The 18,222-nt window shown below is 70.7% G+C and carries 18 protein-coding genes; 8 read left to right on the forward strand and 10 right to left on the reverse strand.

Going from position 1 to position 18,222, the window contains the following annotated elements:
• Positions 1-3: 3 nt before the first annotated feature.
• Genes ACGFNP_RS31325 through ACGFNP_RS31335 form a run of 3 tightly spaced genes read right to left on the reverse strand, consistent with a single transcriptional unit; the run spans position 4 to position 3,009 of the window.
• Positions 4-846 carry a carbohydrate ABC transporter permease gene (locus ACGFNP_RS31325; protein WP_358325739.1) on the reverse strand — a complete coding sequence of 281 codons (843 nt, stop codon included), beginning with the start codon at positions 844-846 and terminating at the stop codon, positions 4-6.
• A complete protein-coding gene (locus ACGFNP_RS31330) occupies positions 843-1,799 on the reverse strand; it encodes a sugar ABC transporter permease (protein WP_358325741.1) in 957 nt (318 codons plus the stop codon). The genes ACGFNP_RS31325 and ACGFNP_RS31330 overlap by 4 nt, the downstream gene beginning before the upstream one ends.
• Position 1,800: 1 nt before the next feature.
• Positions 1,801-3,009, reverse strand: coding sequence for an ABC transporter substrate-binding protein (locus ACGFNP_RS31335; protein ID WP_358325744.1), 1,209 nt, complete (start codon positions 3,007-3,009; stop codon positions 1,801-1,803).
• 139 nt (positions 3,010-3,148) lie between these two features.
• Here ACGFNP_RS31335 and ACGFNP_RS31340 point away from each other — a divergent pair, with 139 nt between their 5' ends.
• A complete protein-coding gene (locus ACGFNP_RS31340; RefSeq protein ID WP_393324982.1) occupies positions 3,149-4,339 on the forward strand; it encodes an ROK family protein in 1,191 nt (396 codons plus the stop codon).
• 18 nt (positions 4,340-4,357) lie between these two features.
• On the opposite strand, the gene ACGFNP_RS31345 is transcribed toward ACGFNP_RS31340, so the two are convergent.
• Positions 4,358-5,584: an alpha-hydroxy acid oxidase gene (locus ACGFNP_RS31345; RefSeq protein WP_393324984.1), complete on the reverse strand. Its 1,227-nt coding sequence runs from the start codon at positions 5,582-5,584 to the stop codon at positions 4,358-4,360.
• 337 nt (positions 5,585-5,921) lie between these two features.
• Between ACGFNP_RS31345 and ACGFNP_RS31350 the strand changes: the two genes are divergently transcribed.
• Positions 5,922-6,557, forward strand: a complete 636-nt coding sequence (locus tag ACGFNP_RS31350; RefSeq protein ID WP_358325753.1) for a metal-dependent phosphohydrolase — start codon at positions 5,922-5,924, stop codon at positions 6,555-6,557.
• Here ACGFNP_RS31350 and ACGFNP_RS31355 read toward each other — a convergent pair.
• The 4 genes from ACGFNP_RS31355 to ACGFNP_RS31370 form a co-directional block, all read right to left on the reverse strand.
• Positions 6,507-6,770: a DUF4031 domain-containing protein gene (locus tag ACGFNP_RS31355; protein ID WP_358325756.1), complete on the reverse strand. Its 264-nt coding sequence runs from the start codon at positions 6,768-6,770 to the stop codon at positions 6,507-6,509. The two genes, ACGFNP_RS31350 and ACGFNP_RS31355, sit on opposite strands and share 51 nt — an antisense overlap.
• A complete protein-coding gene (locus ACGFNP_RS31360; protein WP_358325759.1) occupies positions 6,767-7,519 on the reverse strand; it encodes an HAD family hydrolase in 753 nt (250 codons plus the stop codon). The genes ACGFNP_RS31355 and ACGFNP_RS31360 overlap by 4 nt, the downstream gene beginning before the upstream one ends.
• A 19-nt stretch (positions 7,520-7,538) precedes the next feature.
• Positions 7,539-8,711: a cytochrome P450 gene (locus ACGFNP_RS31365; RefSeq protein ID WP_358325761.1), complete on the reverse strand. Its 1,173-nt coding sequence runs from the start codon at positions 8,709-8,711 to the stop codon at positions 7,539-7,541.
• Positions 8,712-8,802: 91 nt separating this feature from the next.
• On the reverse strand, positions 8,803-9,078 hold the full coding sequence (locus tag ACGFNP_RS31370; protein WP_358325764.1) for a hypothetical protein: 276 nt from the start codon (positions 9,076-9,078) through the stop codon (positions 8,803-8,805).
• Between the two features lie 198 nt (positions 9,079-9,276).
• Between ACGFNP_RS31370 and ACGFNP_RS31375 the strand changes: the two genes are divergently transcribed.
• Positions 9,277-10,518 carry a hypothetical protein gene (locus ACGFNP_RS31375; RefSeq protein ID WP_358325767.1) on the forward strand — a complete coding sequence of 414 codons (1,242 nt, stop codon included), beginning with the start codon at positions 9,277-9,279 and terminating at the stop codon, positions 10,516-10,518.
• Positions 10,519-10,538: 20 nt separating this feature from the next.
• Positions 10,539-11,222, forward strand: coding sequence for a DUF2786 domain-containing protein (locus ACGFNP_RS31380; protein WP_358325770.1), 684 nt, complete (start codon positions 10,539-10,541; stop codon positions 11,220-11,222).
• Between the two features lie 19 nt (positions 11,223-11,241).
• Here the strand turns inward: ACGFNP_RS31380 and pgm are convergent, their stop codons facing one another.
• Positions 11,242-12,879: a phosphoglucomutase (alpha-D-glucose-1,6-bisphosphate-dependent) gene (pgm, locus tag ACGFNP_RS31385; protein WP_393324989.1), complete on the reverse strand. Its 1,638-nt coding sequence runs from the start codon at positions 12,877-12,879 to the stop codon at positions 11,242-11,244.
• A gap of 76 nt (positions 12,880-12,955) precedes the next feature.
• Between pgm and ACGFNP_RS31390 the strand changes: the two genes are divergently transcribed.
• The 3 genes from ACGFNP_RS31390 to thrS are packed head-to-tail and all read left to right on the forward strand — an operon-like array spanning position 12,956 to position 16,517.
• The gene (locus ACGFNP_RS31390) at positions 12,956-13,849 is read left to right on the forward strand and encodes an LLM class F420-dependent oxidoreductase (RefSeq protein ID WP_358325774.1); all 894 of its coding nucleotides are present in this window, start codon (positions 12,956-12,958) and stop codon (positions 13,847-13,849) included.
• A 50-nt stretch (positions 13,850-13,899) separates the two neighbouring features.
• Positions 13,900-14,505 (forward strand): glycoside hydrolase family 25 protein, encoded by a 606-nt coding sequence (locus tag ACGFNP_RS31395; RefSeq protein WP_358325776.1) that lies wholly within the window; start codon positions 13,900-13,902, stop codon positions 14,503-14,505.
• Between the two features lie 41 nt (positions 14,506-14,546).
• The gene (gene thrS, locus ACGFNP_RS31400; RefSeq protein WP_393324992.1) at positions 14,547-16,517 is read left to right on the forward strand and encodes a threonine--tRNA ligase; all 1,971 of its coding nucleotides are present in this window, start codon (positions 14,547-14,549) and stop codon (positions 16,515-16,517) included.
• A 54-nt stretch (positions 16,518-16,571) separates the two neighbouring features.
• Here the strand turns inward: thrS and ACGFNP_RS31405 are convergent, their stop codons facing one another.
• On the reverse strand, positions 16,572-16,775 hold the full coding sequence (locus ACGFNP_RS31405; protein ID WP_138664761.1) for a TM2 domain-containing protein: 204 nt from the start codon (positions 16,773-16,775) through the stop codon (positions 16,572-16,574).
• A gap of 369 nt (positions 16,776-17,144) precedes the next feature.
• Between ACGFNP_RS31405 and ACGFNP_RS31410 the strand changes: the two genes are divergently transcribed.
• Positions 17,145-18,041: an LLM class flavin-dependent oxidoreductase gene (locus ACGFNP_RS31410; protein ID WP_393324995.1), complete on the forward strand. Its 897-nt coding sequence runs from the start codon at positions 17,145-17,147 to the stop codon at positions 18,039-18,041.
• Positions 18,042-18,222: the final 181 nt, after the last annotated feature.

Genomic DNA, 18,222 nt, shown 5'->3' on the forward strand with positions numbered 1-18,222 from the left:
TCCTCATGCCTTGAGCCCGGTGAAGGCGATGCCCTGCAGAATGCGGCGCTGGAAGACCAGCAGCACCCCGATCACCGGGATGACGGCGAGCGTGGCGCCCGCCATGATGTAGTACGCCCGGCCGCCGTCGGGGCTGGCCACGAGCTGCTGCAACGCCAGCGGCAGCGTGTAGAGGTCCGGGTCGTTGAGCACGACGAGCGGCCAGACCAGGTCGTTCCAGTGGAACAGGAAGCTGGTGATCGTCACGACGGCCAGCACCGGCTTCGACAGCGGCAGCACGATCCGCCAGAAGATCTGCATCCGGCTCGCGCCGTCGATCAGCGCCGCCTCCTCCAGCTCGGACGGGAGCGACAGGAAGAACTGCCGCAGCAGGAAGATGTCGAGCACCGAGGCGATGTTGGGCACGATGAGCCCCCACCCGGAGTCGAACATGCCGAGCGCCTGGGTGACGTGGAGCCGTGGCACCAGCAGCGTGATCGTCGGCACCATCATGCCGCCGAGCAGCACCACGAACAGCTTGTCGCGGCCCGGGAACGGGATCCTGGCGAAGGAGTAGGCGGCCAGCGCGTCGATGAGCAGCTTGGCGGGCACCAGGACCAGGCACACCCACACGCTGTTGACGAAGGCCCGGCCGAGGCCGCCGACGTTCAGGACGTAGTCGTAGTTCTCCAGCGTCGCCGCCCACTCGCCGGTCTTGCGGTCCACGGGCAGCAGGTTCGGCACCTTGGTGTAGATGTCGTGCCCGTGCTTGAAGGAGGTGGCCAGCATCCACAGGAACGGCACCACCGACACGGCCGCCAGCAGCACGAGGGCGACATAGATCGACGCCTTGCGGGCCCTGGTCATGACGCCTCCTGCTTGACGAACCTGAACTGCAGAGCGGTGATGATCATGATGAAGGCGAGCAGGATGAACGACATCGCGCAGGCGGCGCCCATGGCGTCGTACCGGAAGGCGAAGAGGTACAGATGGAGCACGTAGCTGAGCCCTGACTGCTCGGGCCCGCCGGTGACGCTCCGCCCCGACCCGGAGAAGATCACGTACACCAGCCCGAACACCTGCAGCGCCGCGATCACGCCCGTCACCAGCAGGTAGAACGTGGTCGGGCGGAGCATGGGCACGATCACCCGCCAGAACCGCTGCCACGGCCCCGCCCCGTCGATGATCGCCGCCTCGCGGATGGTCCCCGGAATGCCCTTCAGCCCCGCCAGATAGATGATCATCGAGATGCCGCACTGCCAGGCGGAGATGAACGCCAGGGCGGGGATGACCAGCTCGGGGGTGTTCAGCCAGTTCTGGCCGGGGATGCCGACCAGGCCGAGCACCGAGTTGATCAGGCCGTACTGCGGGTCGTACAGCCAGCGCCAGATCGCGCCCACCGCGGCCTCGGCCGTCACCACCGGCAGGAACAGCAGCAGCCGGAACAGGTTCGCCCCGCGCCGGATCGCGTTCACCAGCAGCGCCTGCACCAGCGCCGCCACCATCGTCAGCGGCACGGCGATCAGCGTGTACTGCAGGGTGACCTGCACGGACTTCCAGAAGTGCGGGTACTTGACGTCGTCGAACATCAGGTCCGCGTAGTTGGCGAGCCCCACCCAGGAGGCCGCCGAGCGCAGGTTCCAGTCCGTGAAGCTGTAGTACAGCGCCGACAGGGCCGGATACAGCAGGAAGACCACGAAGTAGCCGACCGCGGGGGTGACCAGGAGCCACCCCACCAGACGGTCGTTGGAGCGGCCGCGCGGACGCCTCCTGGGATGGGCCGCCACCTCCTTCCGGCCCTCCAGTACGGGTGCCGTCACCTCAGCCGGTCCAGCCCAGGAGGGACCGGGTCTTGCCCGCCGCGTCCGTCAGCGCCTGCTGGGCGGTGGCCTTGCCGGTCAGCGCCGACTCCAGGGCCGGGGCGATGATCTCGTCGTTGACCTGGATCCACTGCGGCACGGCCGGTCTGGCGTGCGCCACCTTGAGCTGCTCCAGGAACGCCGCCTGCTCGGGCCCGGCGGCGACGACCTGCGCCTTGAGGTTGACCGGGAAGCCGCCGAACGCGTCGGCGATGACGCCGTTGTTCTGGGCGTCGGTCAGGAACGCCAGCCACTTCCAGGCCAGGTCGGCGTTCTTGCTGGTGGAGAAGACCACGGAGTCCTCGCCGCCGATGTTGCCCGCCGGCTCGCTCTTGTACGGCAGGGGCGCCACGCCGAAGTCCAGGTCGGGGAACTGCTCGTGGATCGTCGGCACGTCCCACGGCCCGGAGATCGTCATGGCGGCCAGGCCGTTCTCGAAGGGTTTGTCCGAGTCGGTGATCTTGCGCGGCGACGACTTCAGCAGATCCACCCAGAGCTGCAGCGCCTCGACCGCCGGCGGCTGGTCGAACAGCACCTTCTTGCCCGCGTCGTCGACCATCTGGCCGCCCGCGCCGTGCACGACGCCGGGGAACATCCAGGCGCCGTAGCCGTCGCCCTTGGGCACGTTCATCCCGGCGACGTTCGCGTCGGCCTGGTGCACCCGGGCGGCCGTCGCCTTCATCTCGTCCCAGGTCTTGGGCGGCGTCGGGACCAGCTTCTTGTTGTAGAACAGCGCCACGCAGGTCTGGTCGGCGGGCAGGCCGTAGAGCTTGCCGCCGGCCCGGTTGGTGTCGAGCGCGCCCTTGTAGAAGGCGCTCTCGTCGATCAGCCCGGCGGGCACCTCCTTGATCGTGCCGTCCAGCGCGTACTTGGAGACCAGGGGCTGGTCGAGTATCCCGGCGTCGGGCGCGCTCTTGCCGGCCACGGCGCCGCCCAGCTTGGTGTTGTAGTCGTCCTTGGGGATCTTGACGAGTTTGACCGTGACGCCGGGATTGGCCTTCTCGAAGTCCTTGCGGACCTTCTCGATGACCTGACCGGCCTGCGGTGTGCGGTCCTGGTACATCCAGAAGGTGAGTGTCTTCTCATTGCCCGACCCCTGGCCGCCGCCACAGGCGGCGAGCCCGGCCACGAGTACCGCCACCGCGGCTCCTCGGACGACTGCTCGGCTCATTGTCTACTCCTCATCGGGGGGATGGGCAGACCATAATCTAAGTCTTGAATAAAGTCAGGAGCACCGAAGAAACACTTCGGTAACACCAGGCTTCGCGCTTTGAACTAACATGACGGGGCACTCGGGAGAGGACGGGACGATGGGCACGCCACAGCGCAGGACGGTGCGGGACCTCCGCAGGGGAAACCGCGCGATGCTGCTGCGGGCGCTGTACTTCGGCGGCCCGGCCAGCCGCAACGACCTGTGCGGGGTGACCGGGCTGAGCGCGGCGACGGTCAGCACCATGACGGGCGACCTGCTCGCCGACAACGTCGTGGTCGAGGCGGGTCAGGTCGACTCCGACGGTGGCCGCCCCCGCGTGCTGCTCCGCGTCAACCCCGTCTACGGCTACGCGATCGGCGTGGACGTGGGGGAGACGCAGGTCCGGGTCGAGCTGTTCGACCTGGAGATGAAGGAACGCGCCAGGGCGCACTACGCGGTGCGCTCGGCCAGGCACGACCCCGAGCTGGTCGCCCGCCACATCCTCACCGGCGTCGACGCGGTGATCGCCGAGGGCGGGATCCCCGCCGGCCAGGTGCTGGGCGTCGGCGTCGGGGTGCCGGGCATCGTCGAGCCGGGCCCCGACGCGCTGGTGCGCGCCAAGACGTTCGGCTGGGAGGCCGTGCCGCTCGGCGCGCTGCTGCGGGCGGGCACCTCGCTGCCGCTGTATGTGGACAACGGCGCCAAGACGATGGGCCAGGCCGAGCTCTGGTTCGGCTCGGGACGTGGCACCCGTGACGCGATCATGGTGCTGATGGGCTCCGGCGTGGGCGGCATGATCGTCGCGGACGGGAGCATCTACCGGGGCGCGGGAAAGGCCGCCGGTGAGGTCGGCCACCTCAAGGTCGTCGCGGGCGGCCGGCCCTGCCGCTGCGGCGCGCGCGGCTGCCTGGAGGCGTACGTGGGGGCCGAGGCCATCCTGGAGCGGGCGGGCGTCGTCGCCGACTCGGCCGACGAGGAGTCGGCGCTGGCCGGGGTGCTGGAGTCGGGGTCGCCGGTGGTCAGCGAGACCGTCGAGATGCTCGGGGCCGGCCTGTCGAGCCTGGTCCACCTGTTCAACCCGGAACGCATCGTGATCGGCGGCTGGGCGGGCCTGATGCTCGGCGGGCGGCTGCTCGAGGAGATCCGCGCCGCGACCGCCGCCAACACGCTGGCCCAGCCGTTCAGCGGCGACTCGATCGTGCTCGGTCGCCTCGGCGCTGACGCCGTGGCGCTGGGCGCCGCCACACTCGTCATCGAGGCGTTCTTCCGGGAGGCCGCCTTCCGGCAATCCGTCACGACTATTGCCTAAGTATTAAATAAAGTCGTTCTACCGCAGGCGTACGCAGTCGGGGTCGAGCCCCTTCACCCCGCCCACACCCAGCAGTTGCAGCGTGCGGACCAGCTCGGCGCGGAGCAGGGCCAGCACCCGGTCCACGCCCGCCTCACCGCCCGCCATCAGCCCGTACAGGTAGGCCCGGCCGACGAAACAGGCTCGCGCGCCCAGCGCCACCGCGATCGCGATGTCCGCGCCGCTGCGCACCCCGCCGTCCAGGAACACCTCCGTGCGGTCGCCGACCGCGGCCACCACCTCGGGCAGCAGCTCCAGCGGGGTCGGAGCGCGGTCCAGCTGGCGCCCGCCGTGGTTGGAGACGACCAGCCCGTCCACCCCCACCGCCGCCAGGTCCTTGGCGTCGTCCACCCGCTGCACCCCCTTGACCAGCAGCGGGCCCGGCCAGACCGACCGGATCCACTCCAGGTCGCGCAGCGTCACCGTCGGATCGAACATCAGGTTCGTGATCCCCGCCAGGTCGTCCGGCGCGCCGTCTACGGTGGCGAAGCGGAGCGGCTCGCTGGTGAGGAAGTCGAACCACCAGGCCGGACGGCCCAGCGCCTGCAGGACGCCGCGCCAGCGCAGGGCGGGCGGCATCGTCATGCCGTGCCGCACGTCACGCAGCCGCGCCCCCGCCACCGGCACGTCCACGGTGACGACCAGCACCTCCATGCCCGCCTCGCGGGCTCGGTCGAGCGTCTCGCGGCTGCGCCCGCGATCGCGCACGACATAGAGCTGGAACCAGTTCCAGCCGTCCGGCGCCGCCGCCACCACGTCCTCGGGCGTCGTGGTCCCCATCGTGGACAGCGTGTACGGCACGGCCGCCCGGGCCGCCGCCCTGGCCACGGCCCGCTCGCCGTCGCGGTGCATCATCCGGGTGAACCCGGTGGGCGCGAGCACGACCGGCATCGCGATCCGTTTGCCGAGCACCTCCACCGCCGTGGGCGCCTCGGACACGTCCCGCAGCACCCGCGGCCGCAGCTCGGCCCGCGCGAACGCCGCCACCGACCTGTCCAGCGACCGCTCCGCCTCGGCCGCACCGTCGACGTAGTCGAACACCACCCGCGGAGCCCGCCGCCACGCCAGCCGCCGCACGTCCGCCAGATCAGCCGCCGCGGCGAGCCGCCGCTCCATCGACGGGAACGGCCGCGGCCTGGGCGGCAGCACGGCACGCAACTCCCGCCAGCGCGGCATGCGCCGGGGATCCCTCGCGCTCGGCCCCATGCCCAGAACGCTATCAAGGCGGTAGATCTCGGTACACAGCCCTCACCCACGCACCCGCCGTCCGGATACGCCCGCCGTCCGGATACGCCCGCCGTCCGGCGCGCCTGCTCACCGCGCCCGCCGCCCGCGCCCGCCGTGTCCACTGCCCGTGTCCGCTTCGCCCGTCCACGCGCTTGGGACGTGCGCTGCACTGCGGGGTGCGTCGCGCCTGTTGGCCCCACCGTCCAGGGGTTCGCCCACTGCCTGGGTCTCCCGCGCCGCTGGTGCCCCGCCGCCCGCGCTGCGCGTGCCGCCCGTGCTGGTGAGTCGGTGGGTGGGGTGATCTACCGTGGGTCTCATGCGCGACGACTGGCTCACCCTGGTGGCGGACTCGCCGGCGGCCAGGGCCACCGGTGCCGAGCTGGTCGCCCGGTGGGCCGAGCCGCACCGCCGCTATCACACGCTCGACCACCTCGCCGCCGTGCTCGGCGCGATCGACCGGCTGGCGGACGCCGCCGACGACCCCGTCGCGGTGCGGCTGGCCGCCTGGTTCCACGACGCCGTCTACGACGGGCGGCCGGGCTGGGACGAGGAGCGCAGCGCCCAGCTGGCCCAGGCGCGGCTGCCCCGCTGCGGCGTGCCCGCCGAAAGGGTCGCCGAGGTGGCCAGGCTGGTACGGCTCACAGCCGCGCACGACACGCTGGCCGAGGACGACCGAGACGGCGCCGTCCTGTGCGACGCCGACCTGGCGGTCCTGGGCGGTCCCGGCTACGAGAGCTACACGGGCCAGATCCGCCAGGAGTACGCGCACGTGCCCGACGAGCTGTTCCGCCAGGGCCGGGCCGGGGTGCTGCGCAGGCTCCTGGCCGTACCCAGGCTCTATCGGACCGACGAAGCGCACCAGCTGTGGGAGGAGCGCGCGCGGGCCAACATGAGCCAAGAGCTAGCGGCGCTTGCGGCGGCGCAGCCCGCCGGCGATGAGGCGGCGCAGTAGCTCGCGCGAGCTGACCGCCTCCGCGCCCAGCTCCACGGCCCGGGCGTGCACGGTCTCCGGCACGTCGTAGTGATCGCGGTCGAACGCCCGCTCCGGCACGCCGAGCCGTACCGCGAAGGCGTGCAGTTCTTCCAGGGAGCTGTCGCTGACCAGATGCGACCACATGAGGCCGCGCGGCCCCGGCCAGGCGGGGGGATCGATGAGCACCGTCACGAGGTCAAGGGTAGGACCCTGCCCCGCACGGCCAGCTCCACGAGGTCCTTCACCACCACGTCGGCGCCCTGGGCGCTCAGCTCGGCGGTCTCGCCGTGCCGGTCGACCGCGATGACGAGCCCGAAGCCGCCCTTGCGGCCCGCCTCGATCCCCGGCAGCGCCGCCTCGATCAGGCCCGCCTTGGCCGCGGGCAGGTCCAGGCGGCGGACCGCCTCCAGGAACAGCGCGGGGTCCGGCTTGCCCGGCAGGTTCATCAGGGCCGCGTCGTTGCCGTCGACCAGCAGGTCGAACAGGTGCAGCACGCCCGCCGAGCCGACCAGCTTGCGGCCGTGCAGGCTGGCGGAGACGGCCGCGGTGCGCGCCCCCCTGCGGCGCAGCTCGTGCAGCAGCGCCACGGTCGAGGGGAAGGCGGCCACCCCGTACTTGTCCACCTGCGCCATGAACAGCCGGTCCTTGGCCAGGCCGAGCCCGTGCACGGTGGGCGCCCCCGCCTCGTCGTCGGGGGCGCCCTCCGGCAGCGTGATGCCGCGGGAGGCCAGGAACGTACGGACGCCGTCGAGCCGCGGACGGCCGTCGACGTGCCGCAGGTAGTCGTCACGGATGTCGAAGGGCGCCGAGCGTCCGCGCAGGAACGCGTCGAAGACATGCTTCCAGGCGGCCGCGTGCCCCCGAGCGGTGTCGGTGACCACGCCGTCGGTGTCGAAGACGACGGCGCTGATCGCGGTCAGGTCGATGACAGGCTCGTTCACACCTGTGAACGTAACCGCTCTACCACGCTACGGGTAGCTTCTCCACGCCATAGACGATGGCAAGCTTTCTGAACGGCACCTCACCCGCCACGTGGAGCCCCGGGAAGCGGCGCAGCAGCGCGGGGAAGGCGATGCGCATCTCCATCTGGGCCAGGGGCGCCCCGATGCAGCGGTGGATGCCGTGGCCGAAGGCCAGGTGCGAGCCCGCCGTCGCCCGCTCCGGCCGGACCTGCTCGATCCCCTCGCCGAGGTGGGGGTCGCGGTTGGCCGCCGTGAGCGAGCAGAGCACCATCTCGCCCTTCTTGACCGGGTGGCCGAGCAGGTCCAGGTCCTCGCGGGCGAAGCGGGGGAAGGCCACCTGCACCACGGTCATGTACCGCAGCAGCTCCTCGACCACCTGCTCGATGTAGTCGTCGTCCTCGCGTACCCGGGCGGCCTGCTCGGGGTTCTCCAGCAGCCAGAGCGTGCCGAGCGCGAGCATGCTCGTGCTGGTGTCGTGGCCGCCGGTGAGCAGGCCGTCGGCCATGCTGGCCAGCGTCCGGTCGTCGAGGTCGTCACCGTGGTCGCGCAGCAGTTGCCCGAGCAGGCCGTCGCCGGGGTTCTGCCGCTCGCGGGCGACCAGGTCCGTCAGGTACGCCATCGCGTCGTTGACCGCCTGAAGCGACGCCTCGGGGCCGGCGGTGAGGTCGAAGCGGTTCGTGCTGATCTTCAGGAAATCGGACCGTTCCTCGTACGGCACACCCAGCAGCTCGCACACGACCAGAGAGGGGATCGGCAGCGCGAACGACTCCACCAGATCGGCGGACGAGCCCTTGGCCGCCATCCGGTCCAGGTACTCCTCGACCATGGCCTCGATGCGCGGCACCAGCCTGCGCAGGCGGCGCATGGTGAACTCCGGCGTCAGGTACTTGCGCAGCCTGGTGTGCTCGGGCGGATCCCGGAAGCCCAGGCCGCCCGGGTCCTCCTGGCTGGTGCCCAGACCGATCACGTTGCCGAAGTCGTTGCTGAACCGTTCGTGGTCGGCCAGCACGCTTCGCACGTCCTCGTACCGGGTGACCAGATACACCGTCTGGTCACCCGGGATCCGCATCGGGAACACCGGCTGCTCCGTACGGATGCGGGCGAGCTCGGCGACGGGATCGAAGCCCTCGCGCATGAACTGGACGAGGGGGAAGTCGTCTGTGTCTGACATCGAAATCCGTCCTGCTGGGGATACATCACACGATGTTGGGATAAATCCCTACATAGATGGTCCCATCTGGCAGGACGCGATCTGGCCAGGGTCAGTCGAGCGCCAGCACCCTGGTGACCTCGTCCGGCGGTGGGACCGACCGGTCGTGCGCCCACAACGGCGGCTCGGGCAGCGGGGCCTCCGCCACCAGGGACGGCGGCGCCGGTTTGGGCCGGCGCGGCTCGCGAACCCCGCCCCGCCCTCCGCCCGGTTCGTCGAAGGGAAAGTCGTCGTCGTCCGGGCCGTGCGGCTCGCCCGGCCCGAAGCCGGGCAGCCAGCTCGGAGCCCCACTGGGGAGAACACGGCGTCTGCGGGATCGCTTGCTCACGAAGCCCTCCTCGGCCTCCTTCGCCAACCCGCTCCATTGTGCGTCACCACCTTCAGGAACGCGAGATCTCCTGCGATGGGGGATGTTTGTGGTAAACGTGGGCAAAGCGGGGCAGCAGAGGCCGTTTGGCGTACAGGTACGCCGTGTTCTGCGATGATCTCGCTATAAGCGGAGTTTGAGCCTCACGGATAGTGACTGATGCCCACATTCGAGGAAATTGCTGCCTTCGTCGCCGAAAAGCCGTTCGCCACCGCGGTCATCGCGCTGCTGGGCCTGGCTGGGCTGGTGCTCGCCTACCTGATACTCAGGGTCACCTGGCGGGCCCTGTCCTGGCTGGTCTCGCGCTATATCGCCCCCCGTCCCATCGAGGACGTCCTGACCGTCGTGGCCGCGTCCATCGCGACCGGTGTCTCCGCCCAGGGCATGTGGCGCTTCTCCGGTGACGTGCTCGGCCTCGACGGGCCGCTGCGGCTGCTGCTGTTCGCGTTCATCGAGGTCGCGATCATCACTTCGGCCGTGCGGGCCCGCCGCAACATGCGCGAGAACTTCTCCGCCGGGATCGACGGCATCGCGGTGTGGGCGCTGACCTGCCTGACCGCCGTACTGTCCAGCATGGACGCGCGCAGCCTGCCCGAGGCCGTCTTCCGGCTCGCCGCGCCGCTGGTCGCCGCCTGGCTGTGGGAGCGCGGCATGGCCATCGAGCGCCACCGCATCAGGGGCACGGGCCGCATCAACTGGCGGCTCACCCCCGAACGGCTGCTGGTCAGGGTGGGCCTGGCCGAGGTGAGCGACCGCACCGCGAGCGAGGTCGACGCGCACCGCAGGCTCACCCGCGTCGCGCTGGCCGCCAAGCGGGCCAAGGCGCTGCGCGAGAGCGGCGGCTCCGAGCGCAAGATGCGCGCCGCGCTGGCCAAGCTCGACAAGGCCATGGACCAGGCCGTCGAGCACACCGGGCTGGCCGTCGACCAGGGTCGCCAGGAGGCGCTGCTCGCCCAGATCGCCGCCCTGTACAACACCTCCGCCCTCATCGACGCCGACCCGCGGGTGCCCTGGGAGCCCGAGGCCGACCACCACCCCGTCCCCGCCCGCCCCGCCCTGCCGCCCGCGCTGGTCGAGCTCGTACAGGACGACGACGAGGACATCCAGGTCTTCGACACCACGCCGCAGGTCGTCGACACCGCCCAGCGGGCCGCGCTGATGCGCTCCGCCCGCGACTACTGGGACCGGCAGATCGCCAAGGGCATCGTGCCGCGTACGGTCGACATCGCGCAGGAGATCGGCCTCTCACTGCCCGCCGCCCGCCAGTATCGTGCCCTGTGGAAGCTGGAGCCCGAGGCGCACGCGCTCATCGAGGCTCTGTACCAGCAGCATGGCATCGTGGACACCGGCGCCTTCCCGGCCATCGCCGACGACGGGCGGATGCTGACCACGAAGTTCTAGAGCACGTTCGGGGGAGCGGGTTGAGGGAGCGCACGCTCGAACGGGTCAGGAAGCTCCTGGCCAAGGCCGAACGCACCGACAACGAGCACGAGCGGGCCACATTCATGGCGGCGGCGGCCTCGCTCATGGCCAAGTACGGCATCGACTCCCTCGACCCCGCCGACGCCCGCCAGACGCCGGGCGACCGGATCGTCACCCTGCCCAACCCCTGGGCCAGGGAGAAGGCGCGGCTGGTCAGCCTGGTCGCGCAGGCCCTGCGCTGCCGCCCCCTGCTCATCGGGCGCGGCGACGGCGGGCAGCGGGTGCACGTCTTCGGCTTCGCCGCCGACCTGGAGCGGGCCGACGTGCTGGCCACCTCGCTGCTGCTGCAGATGGCCACGGGCCTGGCCAGGGTACGGCCGCCCGACACCGCGATGCGCGCCTACCGGCGGTCGTGGCTGCTCGGGTTCACCGACGAGGTGTACCGGCTGCTGCGCGAGGCCGAGACGCGGGCCGAGGAGCGGGCGCCCGCCGCGAGCACCGCGCTCGTCCTGGCGGACCGGCGGGCGGAGGTGGAGCGGGTGGTGGCGGCGCACTACCCGCGCATCCGGCTCACCGTGCCGCGCACCAGCGGCACCGGCTACCGCGCCGGCGTCGAAGCGGGCCGCCGCGCCGACCTGGGCCGCACCCGCGTGGACGCCCAGTCCGGCCGCGAACTGACCTGACCCCGGCCGCCATCTGGCCTCAGCCCAGGGTGGCGGAGACCAGGGAGCGGGCCGCCTCCTGGACCTCAGCCAGGTGGTCAGGCCCCTTGAACGACTCGGCGTAGATCTTGTAGACGTCCTCGGTCCCCGACGGCCGGGCGGCGAACCAGGCGCTCTCCGTCGACACCTTCACCCCGCCCAGCGGCGCCCCGTTGCCCGGCGCCGCCGTCAGCACCGAGGTGATCGGCTCGCCGGCCAGCGACGTCGCCGTGACCTGGTCGGCCGACAGCTTGCCCAGCACCGCCTTCTCCTCCCGTGTCGCAGGCGCGTCCACCCGGGCGTACGCCGGCTCGCCGTAGCGGGCGGTGAGGTCCCGGTAGTGCTCGCTCGGCGAGCGCCCCGTGACCGCGAGGATCTCCGACGCCAGCAGCGCCATGATCACGCCGTCCTTGTCCGTCGTCCACACCGACCCGTCGCGGCGCAGGAACGACGCCCCCGCGCTCTCCTCGCCGCCGAACCCGAGTGAGCCGTCCAGCAGCCCCGGCACGAACCACTTGAAGCCCACGGGCACCTCGTACAGCCGCCGCCCGAGCGAGTCCGCCACGCGGTCGATGACCCCGCTGCTGACCATCGTCTTGCCCACCCCGGCACTCGCGGGCCAGCCGTCGCGGTGCGCGTAGAGGTAGGAGATCGCCACGGCCAGGTAGTGGTTGGGGTTCATCAGCCCGCCGTCGGGCGTGACGACGCCGTGCCGGTCGGCGTCGGCGTCGTTCCCGGTGGAGATCTGGTACTTGTCGCGACTGGCGATCAGCGAGGCCATGGCGTACGGCGACGAGCAGTCCATCCGGATCTTCCCGTCCCAGTCGAGCGTCATGAACCGCCATGTCGGGTCCACCAGCGGGTTGACCACGGTCAGGTCGAGCCGGTGCCGCTCGGCGATCTCCCCCCAGTAGGCCACGCTGGCCCCGCCGAGCGGGTCCGCGCCGATCCGTACCCCCGCCGACCTGATCGCGTCGAGGTCGAGGACCGAGGGCAGGTCGGCCACGTACGCGCCGACGAAGTCGTAACGCCCGGTCGTGTCCGCCCGCAGAGCCTTCGTGTACGGGATGCGGAGGATGTTCTTCATGCCTCCGGCCAGCAGGCGGTTGGCCCGGTCCTGGATCCAGGTCGTGGCGTCGGTGTCGGCCGGACCGCCGTGCGGCGGGTTGTACTTGAAGCCGCCGTCGGCCGGCGGGTTGTGCGACGGCGTGATCACCACCCCGTCCGCCAGCCCGGTGGACCGGCCCCGGTTGTGGGTGAGGATCGCGTGCGAGACGGCGGGCGTCGGCGTGTAGCCGTCACGGCTGTCGATGAGCACCCGCACCCCGTTGGCCGCGAACACCTCCAGCGCCGACACCCTCGCCGGCTCCGACAGCGCGTGGGAGTCGATGCCGAGGAACAAAGGCCCGTCGGTGCCCTGGGCGTGGCGGTACTCGCAGATCGCCTGGCTGGTGGCGAGGATGTGATCCTCGTTGAACGCCGTGTTCAGCGACGAGCCACGATGCCCGGAGGTGCCGAACGCCACCCGTTGCGCCACCTCATCGGGATCGGGGTGGAGGGCGTAGTAGGCGGTGACCAGCTTGGCGACGTCGACCAGGTCGGCGGGCTGGGCGGGTTGTCCGGCGCGTTCGTGGCTCATGGGGCCACTTTACGAGTGGCCGTAGGGAGACCGTCGGCTAGACTCGCGTCAGTCACTAGAATGGAGTTCTGTTGCCATGCGTATCGGGCTGCTCCTGAATGAATCCAAGGACCCGGACCCGCTGGGCGGGCTCCGCGACAGCCTCGCCCAGGCGGCCGACGACGGCTTCGCCTCCGCCTGGCTGTCGCACATCTTCGGCCTCGACGCCCTCACCGCGCTGGCCGTGGCGGGCAGCCAGGTGCCCGGCATCGAGCTCGGCACCGCCGTGGTGCCGACCTACCCGCGCCACCCTCTCGCGCTCGCCCAGCAGGCCATGACGGTCAACGCGGCGGTCCGCGGGCGGCTGTCGCTGGGCATCGGCCTGTCGCACCAGATCGTCATCGAGAACATGTTCGGCTACAGCTTCGAACGGCCCGCCAGCCACATGAAGGAGTACCTGAACATCCTGATGCCGGCCACCCGCGGCGAGCAGGTCGACTACGACGGCGAAACCCTCAGGGGTCACGCCCGGCTCACCACGCCCGGAGCAGGGGTGCGGGTGCTGATCGCGGCCCTGGGCCCGCGCATGCTCAAGCTGGCCGGCACCGTCGCCGACGGCACCGTGCTCTGGATGACCGGCCCCAGGACCGTCGCCGAGCACGTCACGCCCGTCATCACCGCCGCCGCGAGCGAGGCCGGGCGGCCCGCGCCGCGCGTGGTCTGCTCGCTGCCGATCTGCGTGACCGACGACGCCGACGCCGCCAGGGCCCGCGCCAACGAGGTCTTCTCCATCTACGGCCAACTGCCCTCCTACCGGGCCATGCTCGACCGGGAAGGCGCGGCCGGACCGGGCGACGTGGCGATCGTCGGCGACGAGGACAGCGTGGGCGCCCAGATCGACGCGCTGGCCAAGGCCGGGGTGACGGAGTTCGTGGCCTCCGAGTTCGCCAAGCGGGAACGTACCAGGGCATTCCTCAAGACGCTTCTCTGATCGGCGCGTCGGCCCAGGGACCGGGAGGCATCCGAATAAACTCCCGCAAGGTGAAGCGCGAGCTGCATGGCATAGACGTGTCCAACTGGCAGGGCTCCGTCGACTGGACCGACCACGCGGGAGCGGGGGTCAGCTTCGCCTTCGCCAAGGCCACCGAGGGCGGCGACTACACCGACCAGTACTTCGCCCGCAACTGGCAGGGCATGCGGGAGAGCTGGATCGTCTGCGGCGCCTACCACTTCGCGCGTCCGAAGGGCGACGCGGCCGAGCACGCGCGCCACTTCCTGCGCGCGATCACGGCGGCGGGCGGGCTGCGCCGTGGCGACCTGGTCGCGCTCGACCTGGAGAACAACGACGGGCTCCGGCCCGAGCAGGTCGCCCACCACGCCCGCCGCTGGTGTCACTACGTGGAGCGGCACGGCGGTGTGCGCCCGTTCGTCTACACCTTCCAGTCGTTCGCCCGCGCGGGCAACTGCGCGGGCCTCGGCGACTATCCACTGTGGATCGCCAGCCCGGAGAAACCCCGCGGCGAGCCGCTGGTGCCCAGCCCCTGGCGGGACTGGACGATTCATCAGTATGCGAACAGTCCGCTCGACCGCAACGTCTTCCACGGAAGCCGGGAAGACCTGACAAGGCTGGGGTTTCACCCGCGATAGCATCGGTGTTCACCACGACAGTGCTATCCAAGGGAGTCACCGTGTCAGCCGAGCTACGCATCACCCTCGCCGGAGCCGAGCGTGTGGTCGCGGCCGGCACGACGGCCGGTGACGCGCTGGAGGCCGACGGCCGCACCGTCATCGCCGCCAGGGTCAACGGAGAGGCCCGCGACCTGGCCCACCAGGTCGCCGAGGGCGACGTCGTCGAGCCGATCGAGGTCGCGAGCGACGAGGGCCGGGCCATCGTCCGCCACTCCACCGCCCACGTCATGGCGCAGGCGGTGCAGGAGCTGTTCCCCGGGGCCAGGCTCGGCATCGGGCCGCCCGTCGAGAACGGCTTCTACTACGACTTCGACGTCGAGCAGGCCTTCCACCCCGACGATCTCAAGCGCGTCGAGAAGCGCATGCGCGAGATCGTCAAGCAGGGCCAGCTGTTCTCCCGCCGGGCCGTCTCCGACGACGAGGCCCGCGAGGAGCTGGCCGCCGAGCCGTACAAACTCGAGCTCATCGGGCTCAAGGGCGGCGCCGACTCCGACGAGCACGCCGGCGTCGAGGTCGGCGCCGGGCAGCTGACCATCTACGACAACCTCGACCCGAAGACCGGCGAGCTGTGCTGGAAGGACCTGTGCCGCGGCCCGCACGTGCCCACCACCAGGTCCATCCCGGCGTTCAAGCTGATGCGCTCCGGCGGCGCCTACTGGCGCGGCAGCGAGAAGAACCCGCAGCTGCAGCGCATCTACGGCACCGCGTGGGAGTCGCGGGACAAGCAGGACGCATACCTCAAGCTCCTTGAAGAGGCCGAAAAGCGCGACCATCGCAAGCTGGGCGTGGAGCTCGACCTGTTCAGTTTCCCGCCGGAGCTGGGCAGCGGCCTGCCGATCTTCCATCCCAAGGGCGGGATCATCCGCAAGGAGATGGAAGACTACATGCGCAGGCGGCAGGCCGAGGCGGGCTACGAGTTCGTCAACACCCCGCACATCACCAAGTCGTCGCTGTTCGAGACCTCGGGCCACCTGCCCTGGTATGCCGACGACATGTTCCCGGCCTTCGAGCTGGAGGGCATCGAATACCGCGTCAAGCCGATGAACTGCCCGATGCACAACCTGATCTTCAGGGCGCGCGGGCGGTCCTACCGGGAGTTGCCGCTGCGGCTGTGCGAGTTCGGCTCGGTCTACCGCTACGAGAAGTCGGGCGTGGTCCACGGGCTGACCCGGGTGCGCGGCATGACGCAGGACGACGCGCACATCTACACCACCAGAGAGCAGATGGCCGACGAGATCAAGTCGCTGCTGAGGTTCGTGCTCAGCGTGCTGCGTGATTTCGGTCTGCTCGACTTCTACCTGGAGCTGTCCACCCGCGACGACTCCGACAAGTTCATCGGCGACCCCGCCGAGTGGGAGGAGGCGACGCAGGCGCTGCGCCAGGTCGCCACCGAGTCCGGGCTGGAGCTGGTGGACGACCCGGGCGGCGCGGCCTTCTACGGGCCGAAGATCTCCGTTCAGGCCAAGGACGCCATCGGCCGCACCTGGCAGTTGTCCACGATCCAGCTCGACCTCAACCAGCCCAAGCGCTTCGGTCTCGAATACCAGGCGGCCGACGGCAGCCGGCAGACCCCCGTCATGATCCACCGCGCGCTGTTCGGCTCCGTCGAGCGCTTCCTCGGCGTGCTGACCGAGCACTACGCGGGCGCTTTCCCCGCCTGGCTGGCTCCGGTGCAGGTGGTCGGCATCCCGATCGCCGATGCCCATGTGGCCTATCTGCAGGATGTCGCCAAGAAGCTGCGTGAGCGCGGGATCCGGGTCGAGGTCGACGCGGCCGACGACCGCATGCAGAAGAAGATCCGCAACGCGCAGAAGTCGAAGGTCCCCTACATGCTGCTCGCGGGCGACGACGACCTCGCCAACGGCGCGGTGTCCTTCCGCTATCGCAGCGGCGAGCAGAAGAACGGCATCCCGGTGGACGAGGCGATCGCTGAGATCATCAACGCCGTGGAGCGCCGCGTCCAGGTCTGACGTTCGGTTGTCGAAGGGGTACGGCGGGCGTCCGCCGTACCCCTTCGTGCGTCATTACTTGGCCAGGGGCTGGCCCTGCTTGTCGGTGAACTTCCCGATGAGGATCATGATGAAGTCGATCAGCACCCAGACACCCAGACCGCCGAGGGTGATGAGCTGGAGGATGCCGGTGCCGATCTTGCCGACGTAGAAGCGGTGGACGCCGAGCGCGCCCAGGAAGAAGCAGAGCAGGACAGCGACGATCCATGACTTGGCCATGAAAGAGTCCCTTTCGATTGGGGAGTTGGGCCGGGCGCTGAGGGCATGGTGAGCCCGGTCGGTGTTCATCCGCGGGAGTGATCACCGCGGTGCACGAACGCTAGCAACAGGAGCCCCGGGCCACCAGTGCTTCGGCGCTTTGTCAGCCGACGCGCTCCATATGCGGAAATATCCTCTCATCTCGGTAAATATCCGCTATGGCGGGATGAAAAGGTTGGTGGGCTCGGGCATGCGGTACGCTGACCGTACTCTGAAGATCACGCTTCCCAGAGAGATGCCGCAGAGCGGAAGCAGGCCCGCACATCGCGTGTGAGGACCCGGAGGGGCGGTGCGACTGTTCGCATGCCCTTTCGAAGGAGTGTTCTCCCGATGAACGTAGGTCTCGGCCTTCCCATCAACGACCCCGCGCAGCTGCTGACCTGGGCCCGCCGCGCCGACGCCGGCCCCTTCAGCGCGCTCGGCCTGCTCGACCGGCTCGTCTACGACAACCCCGAGCCGCTGGTCACCCTCGCCGTCCTGGCCGGCGCCACCTCGCGCGTCCGCCTCCAGACCGAGGTACTGATCGCGCCCCTCCACAACACCGCTGTCCTGGCCAAGCAGGCCGCCACGCTCGACCGCCTGTCCGGTGGCCGGTTCACGCTCGGCATCGGCACGGCCGGGCGCGAGGACGACTACCTGGCGGCCGGCGCCGACGTCCACCGGCGGGGGCGCCGCCTGGACGAGCAGCTCGCCCTCCTGCGCCGCGCCTGGTCCGGCGAGCCGTACGGCGCCAGCGCCAGCGATGGCGACGGCTGCGGCGGAGCTGGAGTCGGAGTCGGAGTCGGTCCGATCGGTCCCGCGCCCGCCCGTCCAGGCGGCCCCGAGGTGCTGTTCGGCGGCTTCGTCCCGGCCGTCTTCGAGCGTGTCGCCCGATGGGGTGACGGCTTCCTCGGCGCGGGCCTGGGGCCCGGGTGGATGGACACGGCCTTCCGCGACGTGGAACAGCGCTGGGCGCTCGCTGGCCGCGAGGGCCGTCCCCGGCTGGTCGCCCAGGTCAACGTCGCCCTCGGCCCGGACGCGGTGGTCGCGGAGGCCCGGAAGGAGATGGGCGGCTATTACGCGTTCACCGGCCGTGCCGAGCACATGCTGGACGGCCTGCTCACCACACCCGCCCGGATCCGGGACGCCGTCACGGCGTTCACCGGCATCGGCGCCGACGAGCTGATGCTCTACTGCTGGGCTTCCGACCCGGACCAGATCCACCGCCTGGCCGACACCCTGTCCTGACACATCCCAGCGACACCCTGCCGCCACACCCGGGACCAGACCTCTGACGCCGAAGGCGGTCGGCCCGTTGGGCCACCACCCCGACCCCGCCCTGCCCGTTGGCCCGCCGCCCCGGCCCGACCGGTGTTCGGACCCCCGGCTTCGGGTCGGTGCTCTGGCGTCGCGTCCGGGGCCCGGGGGC

The organism is Nonomuraea sp. NPDC049269, from assembly GCF_043197155.1.
Taxonomy (GTDB): domain Bacteria; phylum Actinomycetota; class Actinomycetes; order Streptosporangiales; family Streptosporangiaceae; genus Nonomuraea.

What these genes read in the sequence shown, in the direction of transcription:
- ACGFNP_RS31325 (WP_358325739.1), bottom strand. Translation starts at nt 846, where the DNA reads ATGACCAGGGCCCGCAAGGCGTCGATCTATGTCGCCCTCGTGCTGCTG.
- ACGFNP_RS31350 (WP_358325753.1), top strand. Translation starts at nt 5,922, where the DNA reads ATGCGCGACGACTGGCTCACCCTGGTGGCGGACTCGCCGGCGGCCAGG.
- ACGFNP_RS31410 (WP_393324995.1), top strand. Translation starts at nt 17,145, where the DNA reads ATGAACGTAGGTCTCGGCCTTCCCATCAACGACCCCGCGCAGCTGCTG.
- ACGFNP_RS31405 (WP_138664761.1), bottom strand. Translation starts at nt 16,775, where the DNA reads ATGGCCAAGTCATGGATCGTCGCTGTCCTGCTCTGCTTCTTCCTGGGC.
- ACGFNP_RS31390 (WP_358325774.1), top strand. Translation starts at nt 12,956, where the DNA reads ATGCGTATCGGGCTGCTCCTGAATGAATCCAAGGACCCGGACCCGCTG.
- ACGFNP_RS31335 (WP_358325744.1), bottom strand. Translation starts at nt 3,009, where the DNA reads ATGAGCCGAGCAGTCGTCCGAGGAGCCGCGGTGGCGGTACTCGTGGCC.
- ACGFNP_RS31365 (WP_358325761.1), bottom strand. Translation starts at nt 8,711, where the DNA reads ATGTCAGACACAGACGACTTCCCCCTCGTCCAGTTCATGCGCGAGGGC.
- ACGFNP_RS31340 (WP_393324982.1), top strand. Translation starts at nt 3,149, where the DNA reads ATGGGCACGCCACAGCGCAGGACGGTGCGGGACCTCCGCAGGGGAAAC.
- ACGFNP_RS31345 (WP_393324984.1), bottom strand. Translation starts at nt 5,584, where the DNA reads ATGGGGCCGAGCGCGAGGGATCCCCGGCGCATGCCGCGCTGGCGGGAG.
- ACGFNP_RS31375 (WP_358325767.1), top strand. Translation starts at nt 9,277, where the DNA reads ATGCCCACATTCGAGGAAATTGCTGCCTTCGTCGCCGAAAAGCCGTTC.
- pgm (WP_393324989.1), bottom strand. Translation starts at nt 12,879, where the DNA reads ATGAGCCACGAACGCGCCGGACAACCCGCCCAGCCCGCCGACCTGGTC.